The organism is Streptomyces viridifaciens (genome assembly GCF_001888885.2).
In the GTDB taxonomy this organism is placed as follows: domain Bacteria; phylum Actinomycetota; class Actinomycetes; order Streptomycetales; family Streptomycetaceae; genus Kitasatospora; species Kitasatospora aureofaciens.
The window spans coordinates 61,348-78,514 of the sequence record NZ_CP090841.1 but is presented as its reverse complement, the minus strand read 5'-3'; the positions used below and the strand labels follow the sequence as shown (position 1 = coordinate 78,514).

10 protein-coding genes are annotated in these 17,167 nt (G+C 76.2%); 9 read left to right on the top strand and 1 reads right to left on the bottom strand.

Features of this window, described 5'->3' with window-relative positions; all coding sequences use genetic code 11:
• Positions 1–29: 29 nt before the first annotated feature.
• The gene (locus BOQ63_RS07870; protein ID WP_030284741.1) at positions 30–983 is read right to left on the bottom strand and encodes a LysR family transcriptional regulator; all 954 of its coding nucleotides are present in this window, start codon (positions 981–983) and stop codon (positions 30–32) included.
• A gap of 71 nt (positions 984–1,054) precedes the next feature.
• Between BOQ63_RS07870 and BOQ63_RS07865 the strand changes: the two genes are divergently transcribed.
• The 9 genes from BOQ63_RS07865 (at position 1,055) to BOQ63_RS07825 (ending at position 17,160) form a co-directional block, all read left to right on the top strand.
• Positions 1,055–1,702 (top strand): maleylpyruvate isomerase family mycothiol-dependent enzyme, encoded by a 648-nt coding sequence (locus tag BOQ63_RS07865; RefSeq protein WP_051746907.1) that lies wholly within the window; start codon positions 1,055–1,057, stop codon positions 1,700–1,702.
• A gap of 146 nt (positions 1,703–1,848) precedes the next feature.
• Positions 1,849–3,000 carry a PP2C family protein-serine/threonine phosphatase gene (locus tag BOQ63_RS07860; RefSeq protein ID WP_072653931.1) on the top strand — a complete coding sequence of 384 codons (1,152 nt, stop codon included), beginning with the start codon at positions 1,849–1,851 and terminating at the stop codon, positions 2,998–3,000.
• A 372-nt stretch (positions 3,001–3,372) separates the two neighbouring features.
• A complete protein-coding gene (locus tag BOQ63_RS07855) occupies positions 3,373–4,794 on the top strand; it encodes an MFS transporter (RefSeq protein WP_150475736.1) in 1,422 nt (473 codons plus the stop codon).
• Positions 4,795–4,835: 41 nt separating this feature from the next.
• Positions 4,836–6,095, top strand: a complete 1,260-nt coding sequence (locus BOQ63_RS07850) for an amino acid adenylation domain-containing protein (RefSeq protein WP_150475734.1) — start codon at positions 4,836–4,838, stop codon at positions 6,093–6,095.
• A gap of 207 nt (positions 6,096–6,302) precedes the next feature.
• The gene (locus BOQ63_RS07845; RefSeq protein WP_150475732.1) at positions 6,303–9,389 is read left to right on the top strand and encodes a non-ribosomal peptide synthetase; all 3,087 of its coding nucleotides are present in this window, start codon (positions 6,303–6,305) and stop codon (positions 9,387–9,389) included.
• Positions 9,390–9,462: 73 nt separating this feature from the next.
• Positions 9,463–10,638 carry an acyl-CoA dehydrogenase family protein gene (locus BOQ63_RS07840; RefSeq protein WP_030284753.1) on the top strand — a complete coding sequence of 392 codons (1,176 nt, stop codon included), beginning with the start codon at positions 9,463–9,465 and terminating at the stop codon, positions 10,636–10,638.
• Between the two features lie 41 nt (positions 10,639–10,679).
• Complete coding sequence (locus BOQ63_RS07835; protein ID WP_223885867.1) at positions 10,680–12,455, top strand: amino acid adenylation domain-containing protein; 1,776 nt, start codon at positions 10,680–10,682, stop codon at positions 12,453–12,455.
• A 65-nt stretch (positions 12,456–12,520) separates the two neighbouring features.
• Positions 12,521–14,317 (top strand): non-ribosomal peptide synthetase, encoded by a 1,797-nt coding sequence (locus BOQ63_RS07830; protein ID WP_150475730.1) that lies wholly within the window; start codon positions 12,521–12,523, stop codon positions 14,315–14,317.
• Positions 14,314–17,160, top strand: a complete 2,847-nt coding sequence (locus tag BOQ63_RS07825) for a condensation domain-containing protein (protein WP_150475728.1) — start codon at positions 14,314–14,316, stop codon at positions 17,158–17,160. The genes BOQ63_RS07830 and BOQ63_RS07825 overlap by 4 nt, the downstream gene beginning before the upstream one ends.
• Positions 17,161–17,167 lie beyond the last annotated feature (7 nt).

Sequence of the window (17,167 nt, the reverse complement as noted above, 5' to 3'; positions counted from 1 at the left end):
CCTGGCCGGTCGGCCGGCCGGCCGGATCCTCACGGCCCCGGGTAGGCGGCGCGCAGATGGGCCAGCAGGGCGGCGGTCGGCGGTGCGCACGGCCTCCCGGTGGGCCAGGCCAGCGCGATCCGCACCCGGGGGACGGGGTCGGTCAGCCGCCGGACCGGCAGTCCGGCGGCGGCACCGGGATCCGGCAGCACCGCCACGCCCAGCCCGTGCGCGGCGAGTTCGGCCAACTGCGTCGGCGCGGCGGCCTCGACGGCCACGGTCGGGGCCGCTCCCGCCTCGGCGAGGGCCCGTTCCAGCGCCGTCCGCAGACCGGTGCCGCGCGGCGTGCTCACCAGCGCGTGCCCGGCGAGCGCGGCGACCGGCAGCGGGCCGTCCGCGGCGGCCAGTGGATGGCCGGCGGGGCAGAGCGCGACCAGGGGGACCTCCAGCACCGGGTGCAGGGCGAGCCCGGACAGCGCCGTCCAGCCGTCGTCCCCCTCCTGCCCGCTCGCGGCGGTCGGCAGGCCGATGACCGCCAGGTCCAGCCGCCCCTCGCGCAGGCAGTCGAGCATCCGGGCGGTGGTGTCCTCGGCCAGCGAGAAGTCGATGCCGGGGTGCTCCTTGCGGAAGGCGGCGAGGGTGGTGGCCAGCCCGGGGAAGGTCTCCGGGGCCAGCACGGGCCCCGGCGGCGGGGTGAGTGCCGCGCCTGCGACCATGCCGAGCCGCACATGCCCGTGCCGCAGGCCGTCGAACTCCTGCGCCGTCAGCCGGGCGGCCGCCGCCGCGGCGAGCGCGGCCCGAGCGTGCGGCAGCACCGCCTCGCCGACCCTGGTCAGTTGTACCGACCGGCCGGAACGGTCGAGCAGCCGGTGTCCCAACTCCCGCTCCAGCTGGCGGATCTGGGAACTCACTCCGGGCTGGCTCAGGTGCAGCAGCTCGGCCGCCCGGGTGAAGCTGCCGTGCTGGGCGACGGTGACGAAGTACTGGAGCTGCCGGAGTTCCATAACTGTTGATCATAGGTGGCAGAACCAGCCGGTCTTGGACGCGCGGCACCCCCGGCCGCAGGCTGGGGAGCATGAACAGTGTGCAGCAGGAGCAGGGCGCCGGGTGGATCCGCGAGCAGATCGCGGCCGAACGGCGGGAGCTCGCCGGGGTGTTCGCCGGCCTCACCGCCGAGCAGTGGAACTCGCCCTCGCTGTGCGAGGGTTGGCGGGTCCGCGAGGTGGTCGCGCACATGGGCACCGGCTTCCGGCACTCCACGGCCCGGACGCTCGGGGAACTCGTCCGCTCCGGCGGCAACGTCCACCGGATGGCCGACCGGATCGCCCGCCGCGACGCCGCCGCACTCACCGAGGACCGACTCGCCGCCGCCCTGGCCGAGCACGCCGAGCACCCCTGGCGGCCCCCGGTCGGCGGCCGGATCGCCGCCCTCGCCCACGACGCCGTCCACGGCCTCGACGTCACCGTCGCCCTCGGCCTGCGTGCGCGCCTCCCCCTTCCCCGGGCCGCCGCCCTGCTGGGCACGGTCTCCGCCCGCAGCCTGCGCTTCTTCGGGGCCCGGCTGGAAGGCGTGCGGCTGCGGGCCACGGACCTGGACTGGTCGTACGGCCAGGGGCCGCTGCCGGTGGAGGGGCGGGCCGAGCACCTGCTGCTGGTGGCGTACGGACGGCGGGTCCCGGCGGGGCTGCTGTCCGGTGCCGGGGCGGAGCGGTTCACACGCTGACGCGAGCGCGTCAGGGCCCCGCCGGGCCGAATGACGGCGGGGGAGGCCGCACTCCCGGCCCCCACCGCCCTGCGCCCCGCCCCCGCCCGTGCCTACGATCGGAAGAGCCCTCCTGATGGGCGCATGAGACGGAGGCCAGGAAGCCGATGGCCCAGAAGTCCGTGCGGTGGCCGCCGTACGTGCGGGTCGCGCCGTGGTTGCTGATCGTCGGCGGGCTGGTGTGGAACTCGCTGGATCCGTCCGACTACTGGGGCGACCCGCTGCTCGCGGCGGCCGCCGTGCTGTCCGGGGCGCTGCTGACGCTGCGCGACACCCTCGCCGTCGGGGTGGCGAACGTGACCGGGATCCTGGTGCTGTCCCTGCGGGACGGGTCGCTCGGGACCCAGGACGGCTACCTGGAGCTGGTGAACACCGCCTTCGCCGCCGTGCTCGGCGTCGGTGTGAACCTGGTGGTGGCCCGGCACGGGCGCAGACTCGCGCGGGTGCGGTCGGTGGCGGAGGCGGCGCAGCGGGCGGTGCTGCCGGAGCCGCCGCGGTGGGTTGCGGGGCTGGAGGTCGCGGCCTGCTACCGGGCGGCCCAGGACGAGGCGCTGATCGGCGGGGACGCGTACGCGCTGCAGGACACTCCGTACGGCGTGCGGGTGCTGATCGCGGACGTGCGGGGCAAGGGGCTGCACGCGGTGGGGGCGGTGTCGGTGCTGCTCGGGGCCTTCCGGGAGGACGCGCACCGGGAGCCGGACCTGGCCGCGCTCGCGGACGCGCTGGAGCGCACGCTGGCCCGGGAGAGCGCCGCGCTGGGCGAGGAACTGCGGCTGGAGGGGTTCATCACGGCGCTGCTGGTGGAGTTCCCGCCGGGGGAGGCGGTCGCCCGCACCCTGGACTGCGGCCACCCGGGGCCGTACCTGCTGGGCGACGGCGGGCCGACGGTGAGCCGGTGGGACGCGGCCGATCCGGGGCTGCCGCTGGGGATGGGCGTGCTGGGGGTGGGCGTGCTGGGGGTGGCCCGCCCGGAGGTGGAGACCAGGGCCTTCCCGCCGGGGTGCACGCTGCTGCTGGTGACCGACGGGGTGACCGAGGCGCGGGACGCGGCGGGGGAGTTCTACGACCCGGTGCAGGGGCTGGCCCCGCTCGGGCCGTTCGCCGGTCCGCGGGAGGCGGTGGACGCGTTGGTGGCGGACGTGGCCCGGTGGACGGGCGGTCCGCGCGACGACGACATGGCGGTGCTCGCGGTGTCCCGGCGCGGGGACGCGGCAGGGGTCGGGGAGCCGGTCCGAGCAGGGGCCGAGTCCGACCGGTAGCGCGCTCCGGGGCGGCCGGTTACGGCGCTGGACGGTCACGCCGGTATCACGGTGAGGTTACGGAAGGTGCCTGCTCCATGGATTCCGGCCAAGTTGTACGCCGAACTCGGGTGGCCGGAAAGCGGGTGTCCGGATAACGGACGATGAAATGGACTCCCTGGTCGCAGGCCCGTCGGGACGTCCGGACGGGCCGGGATGCCTTGGGCGACGGGCGGCGACGGCGGCCCGCCGCATGGTACCGGGGGCACAAGGGCCCGTAAGGGAGGCGCAAGGGCCGGTCACGGCAGTGGCGGGATCCGGCCGACCCGTGCTTCGTCCGGAAAAGGACCTGGTGCTTGCCCCGTGTCGAATGTGTGACCGAGAGTCGCATCGATGAACGAGAAGCTTCACCCTCGCCAGGCCCGTCTGTTCGGCCACCGCGACTTCCGGCTCCTGCTGACCGGAGCCGCGGCGGCCCAGACGGGCAGTCAGGTCACCCTGGTCGCCCTGCCGCTGGTGGCGGTGGTGGTGCTCGACGCCACCCCGTTCGAGGTCGGTCTGCTCACGGCCGCCGAGACCGCCGCGTTCCTGCTGGTCGGCCTGCCGGCCGGCGCCTGGCTGGACCGGATGCGCAAGCTCCCGGTGCTGATCCGCGCCGACGTGGTGCGCTGCCTCGCGGTGGGGTCGATCCCGCCGGCGGCGGCGCTCGGGGTGCTGACCATGCCCCAGCTCTACCTGGTCGCGCTGGTCACCGGGGTGGCCACGGTCTTCTTCGACGTGGCCCACCAGTCCCTCCTGCCCGCCGTCCTGCCGCGCGAACAGCTGGTGGCGGGCAACGGTGCGCTGGAGACGGTCCGCTCCTCGGCGCAGATCGCCGGTCCGGGCCTGGGCGGTGGGCTGGTCCAGCTGCTCGGCGCGCCGGTCGCCATCGTGGCCGACGCCTGCGGCTACCTCGCCTCGGCCCTGCTGCTCGCCCGGATCCGGGTCGAGGAGCCGCAGCCGGAACCGGAGCCCGGGCGCTCGCTGCGCGCCGAGGTGGCCGAGGGCGTGCGCTTCGTGCTCGGCCACCCGCTGCTGCGGGCCATCGCCACCGCCACCGCCACGTCCAACCTGTTCGCCGCCGTGCTGATGGCCGTCCAGACGGTCTTCTGGGTCCGGGTGCTCGACCTGTCGCCCGGGGCCATCGGCGCCCTGCTGTCGGCCTCCGCCGTCGGCGGGCTGGCGGGCGCGCTCTGCGCCGGGCAGTTGGCGCGCTGGGTCGGGCAGGCCCGGCTGATCTGGCTGGCCACCGTGGTGACCGCGCCCTTCGCGGTGCTGTGGCCGCTGTCCGGTGGCGCGGCGGGCGCCCTGCTGTTCGGCCTCGGCTCGGGCGTGGTGCTGTTCGGCGCGGTGGCCTACAACGTTGCGCAGGTGAGCTTCCGGCAGAGCGTCTGCCCGCCCGAGCTGCTCGGCCGGATGAACGCCACCATGCGCTTCCTGGTGTGGGGCACCCTGCCGATCGGCGCGCTCGGCGGCGGACTCGTCGCCGACTGGGCCGGCCCGCGCGCCGCGCTGTGGCTGTGCGCGGTGGGCTTCCTGCTGGTGCCGGTGCCGCTGCTGCTGTCGCCGCTGCGGGGGATGCGCGAGCTGCCCGCCGCGCCGTACGAGCCCCGGGCCGTGGACGCGGGGGAGGCCCAGCTCGCGGCGGAGGCCCAGCACACGGCGGAGGCCCAGCGCGCCGGAGAGGCGCAGGACGCCGTGGAGGCCCCGTCGGCCCGTGAGGGCCACGCCGCCCAGGGCACCGAGCACTCCGCCGTGAGCCCCACCGCCCCCTGACCTCCTGACCCGAGCCGACACCGGAAACCGGAGACCGTTCCGTGCACGCCAGCATCACCGCCGCCTACCTCGCCCGGTACCGCTCCGCCGCCGCCGAATCGCCGGTGGAGCTGCTCCCGCTGACCGGCGCCCAACGGCGGTTCCTGATCACCCGCAGGCTCGCGCCGCAGAGCCGCTCCGACCTCGCCCCGCTGTTCTTCGCCTTCCCCGGGGGCACCCTCGACCTCGACCGGCTGGGCCGGGCCGCAGCCGCCGTCGCGGCCGGCCACCCGGCGCTGTGCGGCGCCTTCGCGACCGTCCGCGGCACACCCGTGCTGCGCACCGGCGGCCCCTCGGCGGAGGTCGCCCGGGTCGCCGTGGCCCCCGGCGGGAGCGCCGAGGGCGCGCTGCGCGAAGCGCTGCTGGACTGGCCCCTGGACGGGCCCGCGCTGCGCCTGCTGGTGGCCCGGCAGTCCGACGGCGGCGAGGAGCTGCTCGCCCTCGCACTGGACCACGCGGCCTGCGACGAGCAGTCGATCGGGGCGCTCCTCGGCGAGCTCGGCGAGGCCTACCGGCACGACCGGGCACCCGAGGCCGCCCCCGGCCCGCAGGCCGTCGCCGCCTTCCGGGAGGCCGTCGAACTCCAGCTGGCCGCCGAGGAGGCCGCCGCCGGGCCCGCCGCGCGCGCCCACTGGGGCCGCCGGCTCGGCGCCCTGACCGGGGCGGGCGGTGGCGCTGCGAAGGCCGCCGGCCTGCTCACCGAGCGGCTGCCCGCCGTCGAGGGGGGCGCCCGCAGCGCCCTCTTCCCCGCCCTGCTGGACGCCGTCGGCGCCGCCGCCCGGCGGCTGCACCGCACGGACGGCCCGCTCGCCCTCGGCTACCCGTGGGGCGGCCGCCCGCCCGGCGCGCCCGCCGTGCTCGGCTGCTTCCTCAACACCCTGGTGCACGCCGTCCCGCCGCGACCGGCCGCCGACCTGGAGGCGCTCTGCGACGACTGGTGGGACGACCTCGACCACGCCGGAACCCCCTTCGACGAGGTGGTGCGGGCCGCCCGGGCCGCCGGGTCGCCCTGGTCGGGAGCGCTGGACGCGATGCTCACCTTCGAGGACCTCCAGCGCCGCCCGCCCCTGGTGCTCGGCGGCGTACCCGGCCGGGAGGTCCACCTCTCCGGCCGCCCGCTCGCCGCTCCGCTGGCCGCCTCCGCCTCCCACGGCGAGGTCCTGACGGTGCACCTCGCCTGGGACAGCGAGCGCTTCCCGGCCGCCGACGCCGAAGCCGCCTTCGGCGACCTGCTCGCCGTGCTGCGCCGCCACCTCGCCTAGGGCACGTCCTGGACGCCCCCGGACCCCCGGCCGACGGGGCTCCCACGTCACCGGGCCCCGGCCCCTCAGACCACAGTCCCCCGAGGAACCCCGGGTCGCGCACCCACCCCGGTGCGGCCCGGATCCCACCGGCCGCAACCGGGACCACCCCACCCCCGCACCCGGCCACCGCAGTGCCAACACGCCCACCACACAAGGGAACCATCCATGTTCGCACTTTCTCCCTCGCAGGAGATCGTCTGGCTGCACGAGCAGATGCAGCCGGGCAGCCGCGCCTACAACTTCACCGGCGTCCTCGACCTGTGGGGCACCCTCGACCGGGACGCCCTGCACACCGGGCTCGCCGCCGTCCTGGCCCAGCACCCGGGCCTGCGGCTGGAGTTGGTGCCCCGGCCGGAGGGCATCCCCGGCCAGCGGGTCGCCGAGGACTGCCAACCCGTGCTGCGGCAGAGCGACTTCACCGCCGAGGCGGACCCGGAGGCCGTCTTCCGCCGGCTGCTCGCCGCCGAGGCCGAGGAGCCGCTGGACACCGAGCGGGCGCCGCTGCTGCGCTGGCACCTGGTCCGCCTCGCCGAGGACCACCACCGGCTGATCCACGTCGAGCACCACCTCGTCCACGACGGCCACTCCTTCGCGATCTTCCTGCGCGACCTGTTCACCGTCTACCGCGCCCGCGTCCTCGACCAGCCCTACGAGCTGGCCACCGCCCCCTCGTACGAGCAGCACGCCCGTACCGAGGCCGACCCGCAGGCCCGCGAGCGCGCCCTCGCCTTCTGGACCAAGGAGCTGGCCGGCGCCCCGCGCGAGGTCACCCTGCCCGGGCTGGCCCGGCCGGGCGTCGAGCGCCGCCACCGCGGCGGGCAGCTGCGCCAGTCGATCGGTGCCGACCTCGCCGAGCGGCTGCGCGAGCGCAGCAAGGCCGACGGCCACACACCGTTCAGCACCCTGCTCGCCCTGTTCGCCGAACTGCTGCGCCGGCACAGCGGTCACCGCGAGGTGACCGTCGGCACCGCCGTCGGCAACCGCCCGGAGGGCTACGAGGGCACCGTCGGCATGTTCGTCAACACCGTGCCGCTGCGCCTGCGGCTCGACCCGACCGCCTCCGGCACCGACGCCGTGGACGAGGTCACCGACGTCCTGATGCGAGCCCTGCCGTACCAGGACCTGCCGGTGCAGGAACTGACCCGCCGGCTCGGGCTGCACACCGGCGGCGCCGACAACCCGCTGTTCAACGTGATGTTCAGCGCCCACGACGCCGCGCTGCCCGACGTCCAGGCGCCCGGCCTCGACGTCTCGCTGTACGAGGGCTTCAACACCGGCACCACCCGCTTCGACCTCGACCTGGTGCTGCTGCCCGACGACCGCCGGGTGGTCGGCGAGAAGCACGGCGCCGCCGGCATGACCCTGATCTGGGACTACGACGCCGACCTGTTCGGCGAGGCCCGGGCCGTGCTGCTCTCCGAGCGCCTGCTGGAGCTGCTGCGCTGCTACCTCGACCGGCCCGAGGAGGTGCTCGCCGCGCTGGCCCCCGCGCCGCAGGCCGAGCCGGCCGTCCCGGTCGCCCCGGCCGGACTCGACCCGGCCGCCGCCCACGACCCGACCGCGCTCGCCCTGCTGGCCGGCACCGAGCGGATCACCTACGGCGAACTCGACCGCCGGGTCGGCGAACTGGTCAACCGGATGCGGGCCGCCGGGGTCACCGCCGGTCAGCCGGTGGCCGCCGTGCTGCCGCGCGGCACCGACAGCGTGGTCACCCTGCTGGCCTGCCTGCGCCTCGGCGCCGTCTACGCGCCGCTGTCCACCGAGGACCCGGCCGCCCGGCTCGGCCTGCTGCTGGAGCGGCTCGCCCCCGCGCTCGTCCTCGCCACCCGGCAGAGCGCCCTCGCACTGCCCGCCGAGGGCGTCACCCCGGCCCTGCTGGACGGCCCCGCCTTCCCGAAGGCCGAGCCCGCCGCCGTCCTGGACGGCGCCGCGTACATCATCCACACCTCCGGCTCCACCGGCGTGCCCAAGCCCGTCCTGGTCGGCCGCGAGGCCCTCTCCGGGTACGTCGCCGCGATCGTCGCCCGGTACGAACTGACTTCCGCCGACCGGGTCCTGCTGTTCGCCCGGCCGTCCTTCGACGTGGCCCTGGAGGAGGTGCTGCCCGCCCTCGCGGCCGGCGCCGCCCTGGTCGTGCCGCAGCGCGAGGTGCCCACCGGCCCGGAGCTGGTGGCCGTGCTCGCCGCCCGCGGCGTCACCGTCGCCAACCTGCCCACCAGCTACCTGCTCGCCGTCCGCGAGGACCTGCGCGAGGCGCTGGGCGACGGCCGCTGGGCGCCCCGGCTGCTCGTCCTCGGCGGCGAACGGCTGCCCGCCCGGGCGCTGGCCGGACTGACCGAGGCCACCACCGTGCTCAACGCGTACGGCGTCACCGAGGCCACCGTCACCTCCACCGTCCACCAGGTCACCGCGGCCGACGTCGCCGAGGACGGCGAGATCCCGCTCGGCACCGAACTCGACGGCGTGCGCCTGCACGTCCTGGACGAGACGCTGCGTCCGCTCCCGTACGGCGGTGTCGGCGAACTCGCGGTCAGCGGTGACCTGTTGGCCGAGGGCTACGTCGGCCTGCCGGAGCCCACCGCGGCCCGCTTCACCACTGTCCCCGCGCTCGGCGGCCTGCGGGTCTACCGCACCGGCGACCGCGGCTACCGCGACACCGAGGGCCGACTGCGCTTCCTCGGCCGCGCCGACAACCAGGTCAAGCTGCGCGGCCACCGGATCGAGCTGGAGGAGATCGAGGCCGCCGCCTCGGCCGAACTCGGCGGCCGCTCCTGCGCGGTGGTGCTGCACACCGACCCGCGGACCGGCCCCCGCCTGCTCGGCTTCCTGGAGGGCGCCGAAAGCCCCGACCAGGCCGCCCTGCACACCGCGCTCGCCCGCCGGCTGCCCGGCGGACTCGTCCCGGCCAGCTGGACGGCCGTCGCCGAGATGCCCACCCTGCCCGGCGGCAAGCCCGACCGCGCCGCCCTCGTCCGGCTCGCCGAGGCGGCCCCGGAGGAGCCGGAGAGCGCGCCCAGCACCTTCGCCGACCCCGGTCAGGAGCTGATCGCCGCCGCCTGGCGCGAGGTGCTCGGCCACGACCGCTTCACCGCGGACTCGCACTTCTTCGAGGTCGGCGGCCACTCGCTGCTCGCCGCCCAGCTCGCCGCTTACCTGGAACCGCACCTGGGCAGCCGTCCGCCGCTGCGCACCCTGTTCCGCCACGCCGTGCTGGCCGACCAGGCCCGCGTCCTCACCGGGGAGAGCAAGTGAACGAGCGAAGCGAGCGAACCATCAAGAGGTGCGGGTTGTGCGAAGCGCTCGCCGAGCGAAGCGAGGTGGGCGTATGAGCGCCCCGTCCGCCGTCTTCGAAGACGGCCACCGCGAACTCGTCGACGCCTTCGAGAGCTTCATCCGCCGCGAGCTCGTCCCGCTCGCCGCCGAGCTGCCCGAGACCGCCGACCAGGTCCCGACCGACCTGCGGGCCTACGTCCGCAAGCGCTCCGCCGCGCTCGGCTTCTACGCCGGCGACTACCCGGAGGAACTCGGCGGCGCCGACATGCCGTTCATCGCCGTCGTGCTGCTGCACCACGCCGCCGGACGCAGCGGCTGCGTGCTCGCCCCGTACGCGCTGGCCGGCTCCGACGGCCCCAGCCCGCTGCTGCGGCACGGCACCCCCGAGCAGGTCGAGCGCCACCTCGTCCCGCTGGTGCGCGGTGAGCAGACCCGCTGCCTGGCGCTCACCGAGCCGCAGGCCGGCTCGGACGCCTTCCACCTCACCACCACCGCCGTGCGCACCGGCGACACCTGGGTGCTGAACGGGCGCAAGACATTCGTCAGCAATGCCGAACACGCCGGGATCGCCCTGGTGGTCGCCGCCACCGACCTCGGCGACGGCAAGGGCCCGAACGCGGGGGCCACCGCCTTCGTGCTGCCGATGGACCAGCCCGGGCTGCGGATCGGCCAGCGGTACGAGGGGATGTCCGGCGAGCCGCTGTTCGAGCTTCTGCTCGACCAGGTCACCGTCGGCCCGGAGGCCGTCATCGGCGGCGAGGAGGGCATCGGCGCGGCCACCGCCCTCGCCATGGACAGCCTCTCCCGCGGCCGCCTGGTGGTCGCCGCGATGTGCAACGGCATCGCCGAGTACGCGCTGAAGGCCGGCGTCGAGTACGCCCGCGAGCGGCGCGCCTTCGGCAAGGTGATCGGCGAGTACCAGCACGTCCAGGAGCACCTGGTGGCCACCCGCGCCGAGGTGGAGTCCTCCAAGCTGCTCACCCTCGCCTGCGCCCGGCTGGTGGACGAGGGCACCGAGTCGCCCGAGAACGCGGCGCTCGCCAAGCTCACCGCCTCCGAGACCGCCGTCCGCGCCGTGGACCGCTCGCTCCAGGTGCACGGCGCCACCGGCTGGGTGCGCGGCCACCCACTGGAATTCCTGTACCGCTACGTCCGGATGACCACGATCATCGAGGGGACCTCCGAGGTCCAGAAAGTGATCATCGCCCGTTCCATGGGCCTGAACTGACGGTTCCTCCGCACGTACTACGCACGCATCTGGAGACGATGATGGAATCCCTGAGCATCGGGTACGGCCGTCCGCACCAGGACGGTGCGGTCCTCGACCTGTTCACCAGCTGGGCGCGCCGCACCCCGCAGGCGCCCGCCCTGATCGACGGCGAGCACACTTACAGCTACGCCGAGCTCGACCGCCTCGCCGACACCGTCGCCGAGGCCCTGCGCGGCAAGGTCGGCGAGGGCGACCTGGTCGGCGTCTGCCTCGGCCACTCCGTGGAACTGGTCGCCGTCACCCTGGCGACAGCCAAGCTCGGCGCCGTCCACCTGCCGCTCGGCCCGCGCCCCGGCGAGAAGCGACTGCAGGCAGTCGCCGAGCAGCTGCGCCCGGCCTGCCTGATCGGCGAGTCCGCCGTGCTGCCGGCCGGCGGCGAGCGACTGGAACTGGACCTGCCCGCCGGCGGGGTGCTGGCCGCCCTGACGCCCGGCGAGCAGGCCGGCGTGCCCGTCGGCACCCACTACGCCGTCCTCACCTCCGGCTCCACCGGAACCCCGAAGGCCGTCGCCGTCACCGAGCCGGCGCTCGGCGCGCTGCTGCACTGGTACCGCGAGCTGACCGGCCTCGGCCCCGGCGCGCGGCACAGCCTGGTGATCGGGGTGTCCTTCGACCCGCACGTCCTGGAGCTGTGGGCCGGCCTCACCTCCGGCGCCGCGCTGGTCGTCGCCCCCGAGGCCGTCCGCTGGGACTCCGGCGCGCTCACCGACTGGTGGCGCGAGGCCGGCATCACCACCTGCGTGCTGCCGACCCCGCTGGGCGAGCCGATCCTGGGCCGCCCCTGGCCCACCGGGCTGGCGCTGCGCCACCTGTTCATCGGCGGCGACCGGCTGCGCCGCGCCCCCGGACCGGAGGTCACGGCGACCGTCCACAACGTATACGGCCCGGCCGAGGCGACCGTGGTCACCACCGTGCACACCATGGCCCCCGGCGGCGACCACGGCGCCGGCGCGCCGCCGATCGGACTGCCGATCCCCGGAGCCGTCCTGCTGGTCACCGACGAGCAGGGCCGCCCGGTGCCCAGAGGGACGGCCGGCGAACTGAGGATCGGCGGCCGCGGCCTGGCCGCCGGGTACCTCGACCCCGAGCTGACCGCCCGCCGCTTCGTCGAGGCGCCGCCCGGCGTGGACGGCACCGACCGGGTCTACCGCACCGGTGACCGGGTGGTGATGCGCGCCGACGGCGTGCTGGAGTTCCACGGGCGCCTGGACGACCAGGTCAAGGTCAGCGGGGTGCGGATCGAACCGGCCGAGGTCGAGGCCGCCTTCGAACGCGACCCCCGGGTACGCCGGGCCGTGGTCGCCGCCGAGACGGCCCCCACCGGCGTACGGCTGCTCGCCTTCGTCCAGACCGAGGAGGAGGCCGAGCCGGCCGGCCTGCTGGACGCCGTCCGGCTCTGGCTGCCGGAGCAGGCCGTGCCGTCCACCGTGCGGCTGGTCGAGCAGTACCCGCTGGACGCCAACGGCAAGGTGGACCGCGCGGCGCTGCTCGCCGCCGTGCCGCCGGCCCCGGTGGAGGCGGTCGAGGACGGGGACACCCCGGTCGAGCGCACCGTGCTGAAGCTCTGCCGCGAGCTGATCGGCCGCGCCGACCTCGGCCCGGAGTCCAACTTCCTGGACTCGGGCGGCAATTCGCTCGCCGCCGCCCGACTGCTGGAGGCCCTGGAGGGGGAGTACGGCGTGCGGCTGCGCGCCCCCCTGGTGCTGCGCCAGCCCGACCTGCGGGCCATCGCGCGGCTGGTCGAGGAGCGGATGCCCAGCGCTTCCCTCGCCTGACCCACCCCCGTTCTGAACAGCGGCGCCCCGGCCCCACGGCCGGGGCGCCCGGAAGGGAACCAGCCATGAAGCCCACCCTCCCCACCCTCCCCGCCCTGGTCGCCCGGCAGGCCGAGCAGCACCCGACCGCGCTCGCCGTGACCGACGGCGCCAGCTGCCTCACCTACCGCGAACTCCTCGACGCCTCCGGCCGGTTGGCCGCCGTCCTGGCCGCGCGCGGCGTCGGCCCCGGCAGCTCGGTCGGCCTGCTCTGCGCCCGCTCGGCCCGGTTCGCCGTCGCCCAACTCGCGATCTGGCGGACCGGCGCCCTCGTCGTCCCGCTCGACCCGGCCTACCCCCGCCCGCGAATCGCCGAGATGACCGCCGACGCCGACGTACGGCTCGTCCTCGGCGACAAGGCCCTGCTCGCCGAGGCCGGACTGCCCGCCGAGCACACCCTCGTGTTGACCGAGCGCGGCACCGAAGCCGCCGAGGCCACCGGCGCGGCGGTGCCCGACGCCGCCGAGCCCGACGCGCCCGCCCTGCTGTACTACACCTCCGGCTCCACCGGCCGCCCCAAGGGCGTGCTGGTCCCGCACCGCGCCGTCGCCGACCTGGTCACCGCCCCCGACGCGATCGCCCTCGGCCCGCGTGACCGGGTGCTGTTCCACTCCACCCCCTCCTTCGACGCCGCCACCTTCGAACTGTGGGCCCCGCTCGCCCACGGCGCCGCCACCGCCATCTCCCCGGCCGACCGGCCCAGCGCCGAGGAACTCGTCCGCGACGTCGAGCGGTTCGGCGTCACCACCGCCTTCATCACCACCGCGCTCTTCCACCACCTGGCGGCCAGGCAGTCCCGGATCTTCGGCGTGCTGCGCACCCTGGCCGTCGGCGGTGAGGCGCTCGCCCCCGACCACGCCGGGGCCGTGCTGCGCGCCTTCCCGTGGCTGGAGCTGTACAACGTCTACGGCCCCACCGAGGCCACCACCTTCACCACCGCGCACCGGATCACCCCGGCCGACTGCGAGAGCGGCCCCGTCCCGATCGGACGGGCCTTCGGCGGCTCCACCACCGCCGTCCTGGACGAGCGGCTCGCACCGGTGGACGCCGGCACGGTCGGCGAGCTGTGGATCGGCGGGGAGCGGCTCGCCCACGGCTACCTGGGCCGGCCCGAACTGACCGCCGAGCGCTTCCGCGAGCTCCCCGGCCTCGGCCGTGCCTACCGCAGCGGCGACCTGGTGCGCCAACGGCCCGACGGCACAATGGAGTTCCACGGCCGTACCGACGACCAGGTCAAGGTTCGCGGCTTCCGGATCGAGCCCGGCGAGGTCGAGCAGGCGCTGCTGCAGTTCCCCGAGGTCGCCGAGGTCGCCGTGGTGGTCCGCCGGGCCGGGCAGGCCGACGCCGCGCTCACCGCCTGCGTGGTCCCCGCCGAGGGCGCCGCAACGGCCGTCGAGAGCCTGCGCACCCGGCTCGCCGAGCGACTGCCCGCCCACCTGGTGCCCACCGCCTGGACCGTCCTCGCCGGACTGCCGCTCAACGGCAGCGGCAAGGTCGACCGGCGGGCCCTCGCCGCCGCCCCCGACCCGGCCGCCGCCGAACACGCCCCGGCCGAGGCCGAGCTCACCCCGATCCAGCAGGTCGTCGCCGAGGCCTGGAGCCGGGCCCTGGAACGCCCGATCACCGACCCGGCCGCCGACTTCCTCGCCGAGGGCGGCCACTCCCTGCTCGCCATGTGGGTCGTCGACGACCTGCGCGAGGACCTCGGCGTCGAACTGTCCCTCGCCGACTTCCTCGGCCACCCCACCGTGGCCGGACAGGCCGAACTGCTGGAGCGCGCCCTACGGGCCGCCGACGACACCCCGGGAGCAGCACAGCGATGACCAGCGACCAGAACGACCTGCTGCGCCGCGCCCGCAGCCGTCGCACCGCACTGACTCCCGCCCGCCCGCAGGCCGCCGAGGACACCGGCCCGGCCCCGCTCTCGCACGCCCAGCAGCGGATGTGGCTGATGGAGCAGCTCGGCCAGGGCGGCGCCCTCTACAACGTGCCGGTCGCCACCCGGTTGCGCGGGCCGCTCGACCCGGCGGCCCTGGCCACCGCGCTCACCGGCCTCACCGAGCGGCACGCCGTCCTGCGCACCCGCTACTTGCGCCGCGGTGAGCAGCCCTACCAGCAGATCGAGCCCGCCGGGCCGGTGCCGCTGCCGGTGGTGGACGCCGACGGTGACGGCAGCGGGCAACTCGCCGCGGAGGCAGCCCGGCCGTTCGACCTCACCGCCGGGCCGGTGCTGCGCGCCCTGCTGCTGCGGCACGGGGCCGAGGACCACACCCTGCTCCTGACCATCCATCACATAGCCGTCGACGGGGGCTCCCTGCCCGTACTCGCCGCCGACCTCGGAACGCTGTACGCCGCCGCCCGTGACGGCGTCGAGCCGCAGCTCCCGCCGCCGGGCATGCCGTACGCCGAGTACGCCCGCCAGGAGCGCGCCCGCGACGCCGAACTCACCGCCGCCGCCGACGCCCGCGCCGCCCGGCTGGCCGGCGCCCGCCCGCTGCCGCTGCTGCGGCCCCTCCCGCCCGGCGCCCGCGCCCGCCGCGCCGCCCTGCACACCGCCCCGCTGGACGCCGCCACCGTCGAGAGCCTGCGGCAGCTCGGTGCCCGCCACGGCGCCACCCTGTTCGCCGTAGTCCTCGCCGCCGCCTTCGCCACCCTGCGCACCGCCGCCGGCCAGGACGACCTCACCCTCGGCTGCGCCAGCGGCCAGCGAGCCCGGCCCGAGCTGCGCCGCACGGTGGGCCTGGGCGTCAACACCCTCGCGGTGCGGGCCGAACTCGGCGGCGGCGAGTCCTTCGCCGACGCGCTCGCCCTGGTGCGCGGCGCCCTGCTGGAGGCCCAGCAGCACCACCAGGTGCCCTTCGACCTGGTGGTCGAGCGCCTCGGCGCGGCGGCGCGCGGCGCCGACGGTACCCCGCTGCTGTCGGCCAGCTGCGACATCCTCCAGCCCCCGGCGCCGCTGAACCTGCCCGGGCTCGACGCCGAGGACGTCGAACTCGACCTGGAGCTGGCCAAGTTCGACCTCACCCTGGTGCTGGAGGACGGCCCGCGGCCGCGCTGCCTGGTCCAGCACGACCGGGACGCACTGGACGAGGCCACCGCCGCCCGGCTGGCCGACGCCTTCGCCGCGGTGCTCCGGGCGGTGGCCGAGGACGCGGAGCTTCCGCTCACCGAACTGCCCGGCGAACTCCTGGTGTCCGCCGAGGACCGACACCCGGTGCTGGAGGCGCTGCTGGCCGCCCCCGGGGTGGCCGACGCGGCCGTCGTCGAGACCGTCGACGGCCCCCCGCTCGCCTACGCGGTGGTCCGCGGAGCGGTCGCCCCCACCGGCACCGACCTGCGCTCCCGGCTCCGTGGCTCGGTCGCGGTCGCCGAACTCCCGCTAGCCGTCTCGCTGTTGGACCGGATCCCGCGCGGGGAGGACGGCGGCGTCGAGCGCGACCGGCTGCCCGGGGCCGTTCCCGCCGTCGCTCCCGTCGCTGCTCCCGTCGTCGAGCGGACCGGCCCCCTCGAGCTGGTCCGGACCGCGTTCGGTGAACTGCTCGGCAGCCTCCCGCCCGCCGACGGGGACTTCTTCGCGCTCGGCGGGCACTCGCTGGTCGCCGTCCAGCTCGCCGAACGCCTGCGCACCCGCGCCGGGCTGCCGCTCACCGGCCTCGACATCCTGGAACACCGAACCCCGCGCGCCCTCGCCGCCCTGCTCGCCGCCCGCGAGGAGGAGCGGCGCGCCGCCATCGCCCGGGCCGGCGACCGTACGAGCGCCGAGCCCCGCACCGGCACCGTCCTGCTCACCGGCGCCACCGGCGGGGTCGGCGCCGCGGTGCTGCAGGAGCTGATGGCCCAGGGGCGGCCGGTACGCGTCCTGGTCCGTCCGGAGTCGGCGCACCTGCCGGCCCTGCACGGCGCCGAGATCGCCGAGGGCGACCTCGCCGACCTCGACAGCCTCCAGCGCGCCGTCAAGGGCGTGGACGCCGTCATCCACGCCGCCTGCACCTTCACCGAGCACGAGACCGACGTCGCCGCCATGCGGACCCTGCTGGACGGCTGGTCCGGCGGCCCGTTCGTCTTCGTCAGCAGCATCGACGCGTACGGCCGGCCGACCGGTACCGACGTCGCCGAGGGCGCTCCCAGCGGCTCGCCGGTCACCGCGTACGGGCAGGCCAAGCTGGACTGCGAGCGGATGCTGTTCGAGACCGCCGAGGCCACCGGGCACGGCCCGGCGACCGTGGTGCGCGCCCCGATCGTCTGGGGCCCACACCAGCGCCTGCGGGACCAGCTCCGCTGGGGCTCGACCGGTGAGCTCTACCAGGCGGCCCTGGCGGGCCGGCCCATCGTCCTGCCCGCCTCGGGAGCCGACGGGGAGAGCGAGTGGAACGGCGCCGCCTGGGTGCACTCCGCCGCCCTGGCCCGCGCCCTCGCCGCCTGCATCCTCCCCGACGGCCCCGCCGCGGGCCGGATCGTCAACGCGGTCAACGGGCACGTGTCCTGGGCGGAGTTCAGCACCGAGCTGATCCGGCTGCTCGGGTCGGGCAGCGCGGTGGAGCTGAGCGCCGACGCCGACCCGGAGCTGCGACGGCCCTGGCACTACCGCTCGGAGACCCTGGCGGCCGCGCTGCAGCCGGAGCCGGGGGAGGACTGGCGCAGCGTGCTGGCGGTCATGGTCCGCTGAGCCGTGT

Bases quoted from the DNA above. Each gene is read 5' to 3' on its own strand.
- BOQ63_RS07870 (WP_030284741.1), bottom strand. From the start codon at position 983: ATGGAACTCCGGCAGCTCCAGTACTTCGTCACCGTCGCCCAGCACGGC.
- BOQ63_RS07865 (WP_051746907.1), top strand. From the start codon at position 1,055: ATGAACAGTGTGCAGCAGGAGCAGGGCGCCGGGTGGATCCGCGAGCAG.
- BOQ63_RS07860 (WP_072653931.1), top strand. From the start codon at position 1,849: ATGGCCCAGAAGTCCGTGCGGTGGCCGCCGTACGTGCGGGTCGCGCCG.
- BOQ63_RS07855 (WP_150475736.1), top strand. From the start codon at position 3,373: ATGAACGAGAAGCTTCACCCTCGCCAGGCCCGTCTGTTCGGCCACCGC.
- BOQ63_RS07845 (WP_150475732.1), top strand. From the start codon at position 6,303: ATGTTCGCACTTTCTCCCTCGCAGGAGATCGTCTGGCTGCACGAGCAG.
- BOQ63_RS07840 (WP_030284753.1), top strand. From the start codon at position 9,463: ATGAGCGCCCCGTCCGCCGTCTTCGAAGACGGCCACCGCGAACTCGTC.
- BOQ63_RS07835 (WP_223885867.1), top strand. From the start codon at position 10,680: ATGGAATCCCTGAGCATCGGGTACGGCCGTCCGCACCAGGACGGTGCG.
- BOQ63_RS07830 (WP_150475730.1), top strand. From the start codon at position 12,521: ATGAAGCCCACCCTCCCCACCCTCCCCGCCCTGGTCGCCCGGCAGGCC.
- BOQ63_RS07825 (WP_150475728.1), top strand. From the start codon at position 14,314: ATGACCAGCGACCAGAACGACCTGCTGCGCCGCGCCCGCAGCCGTCGC.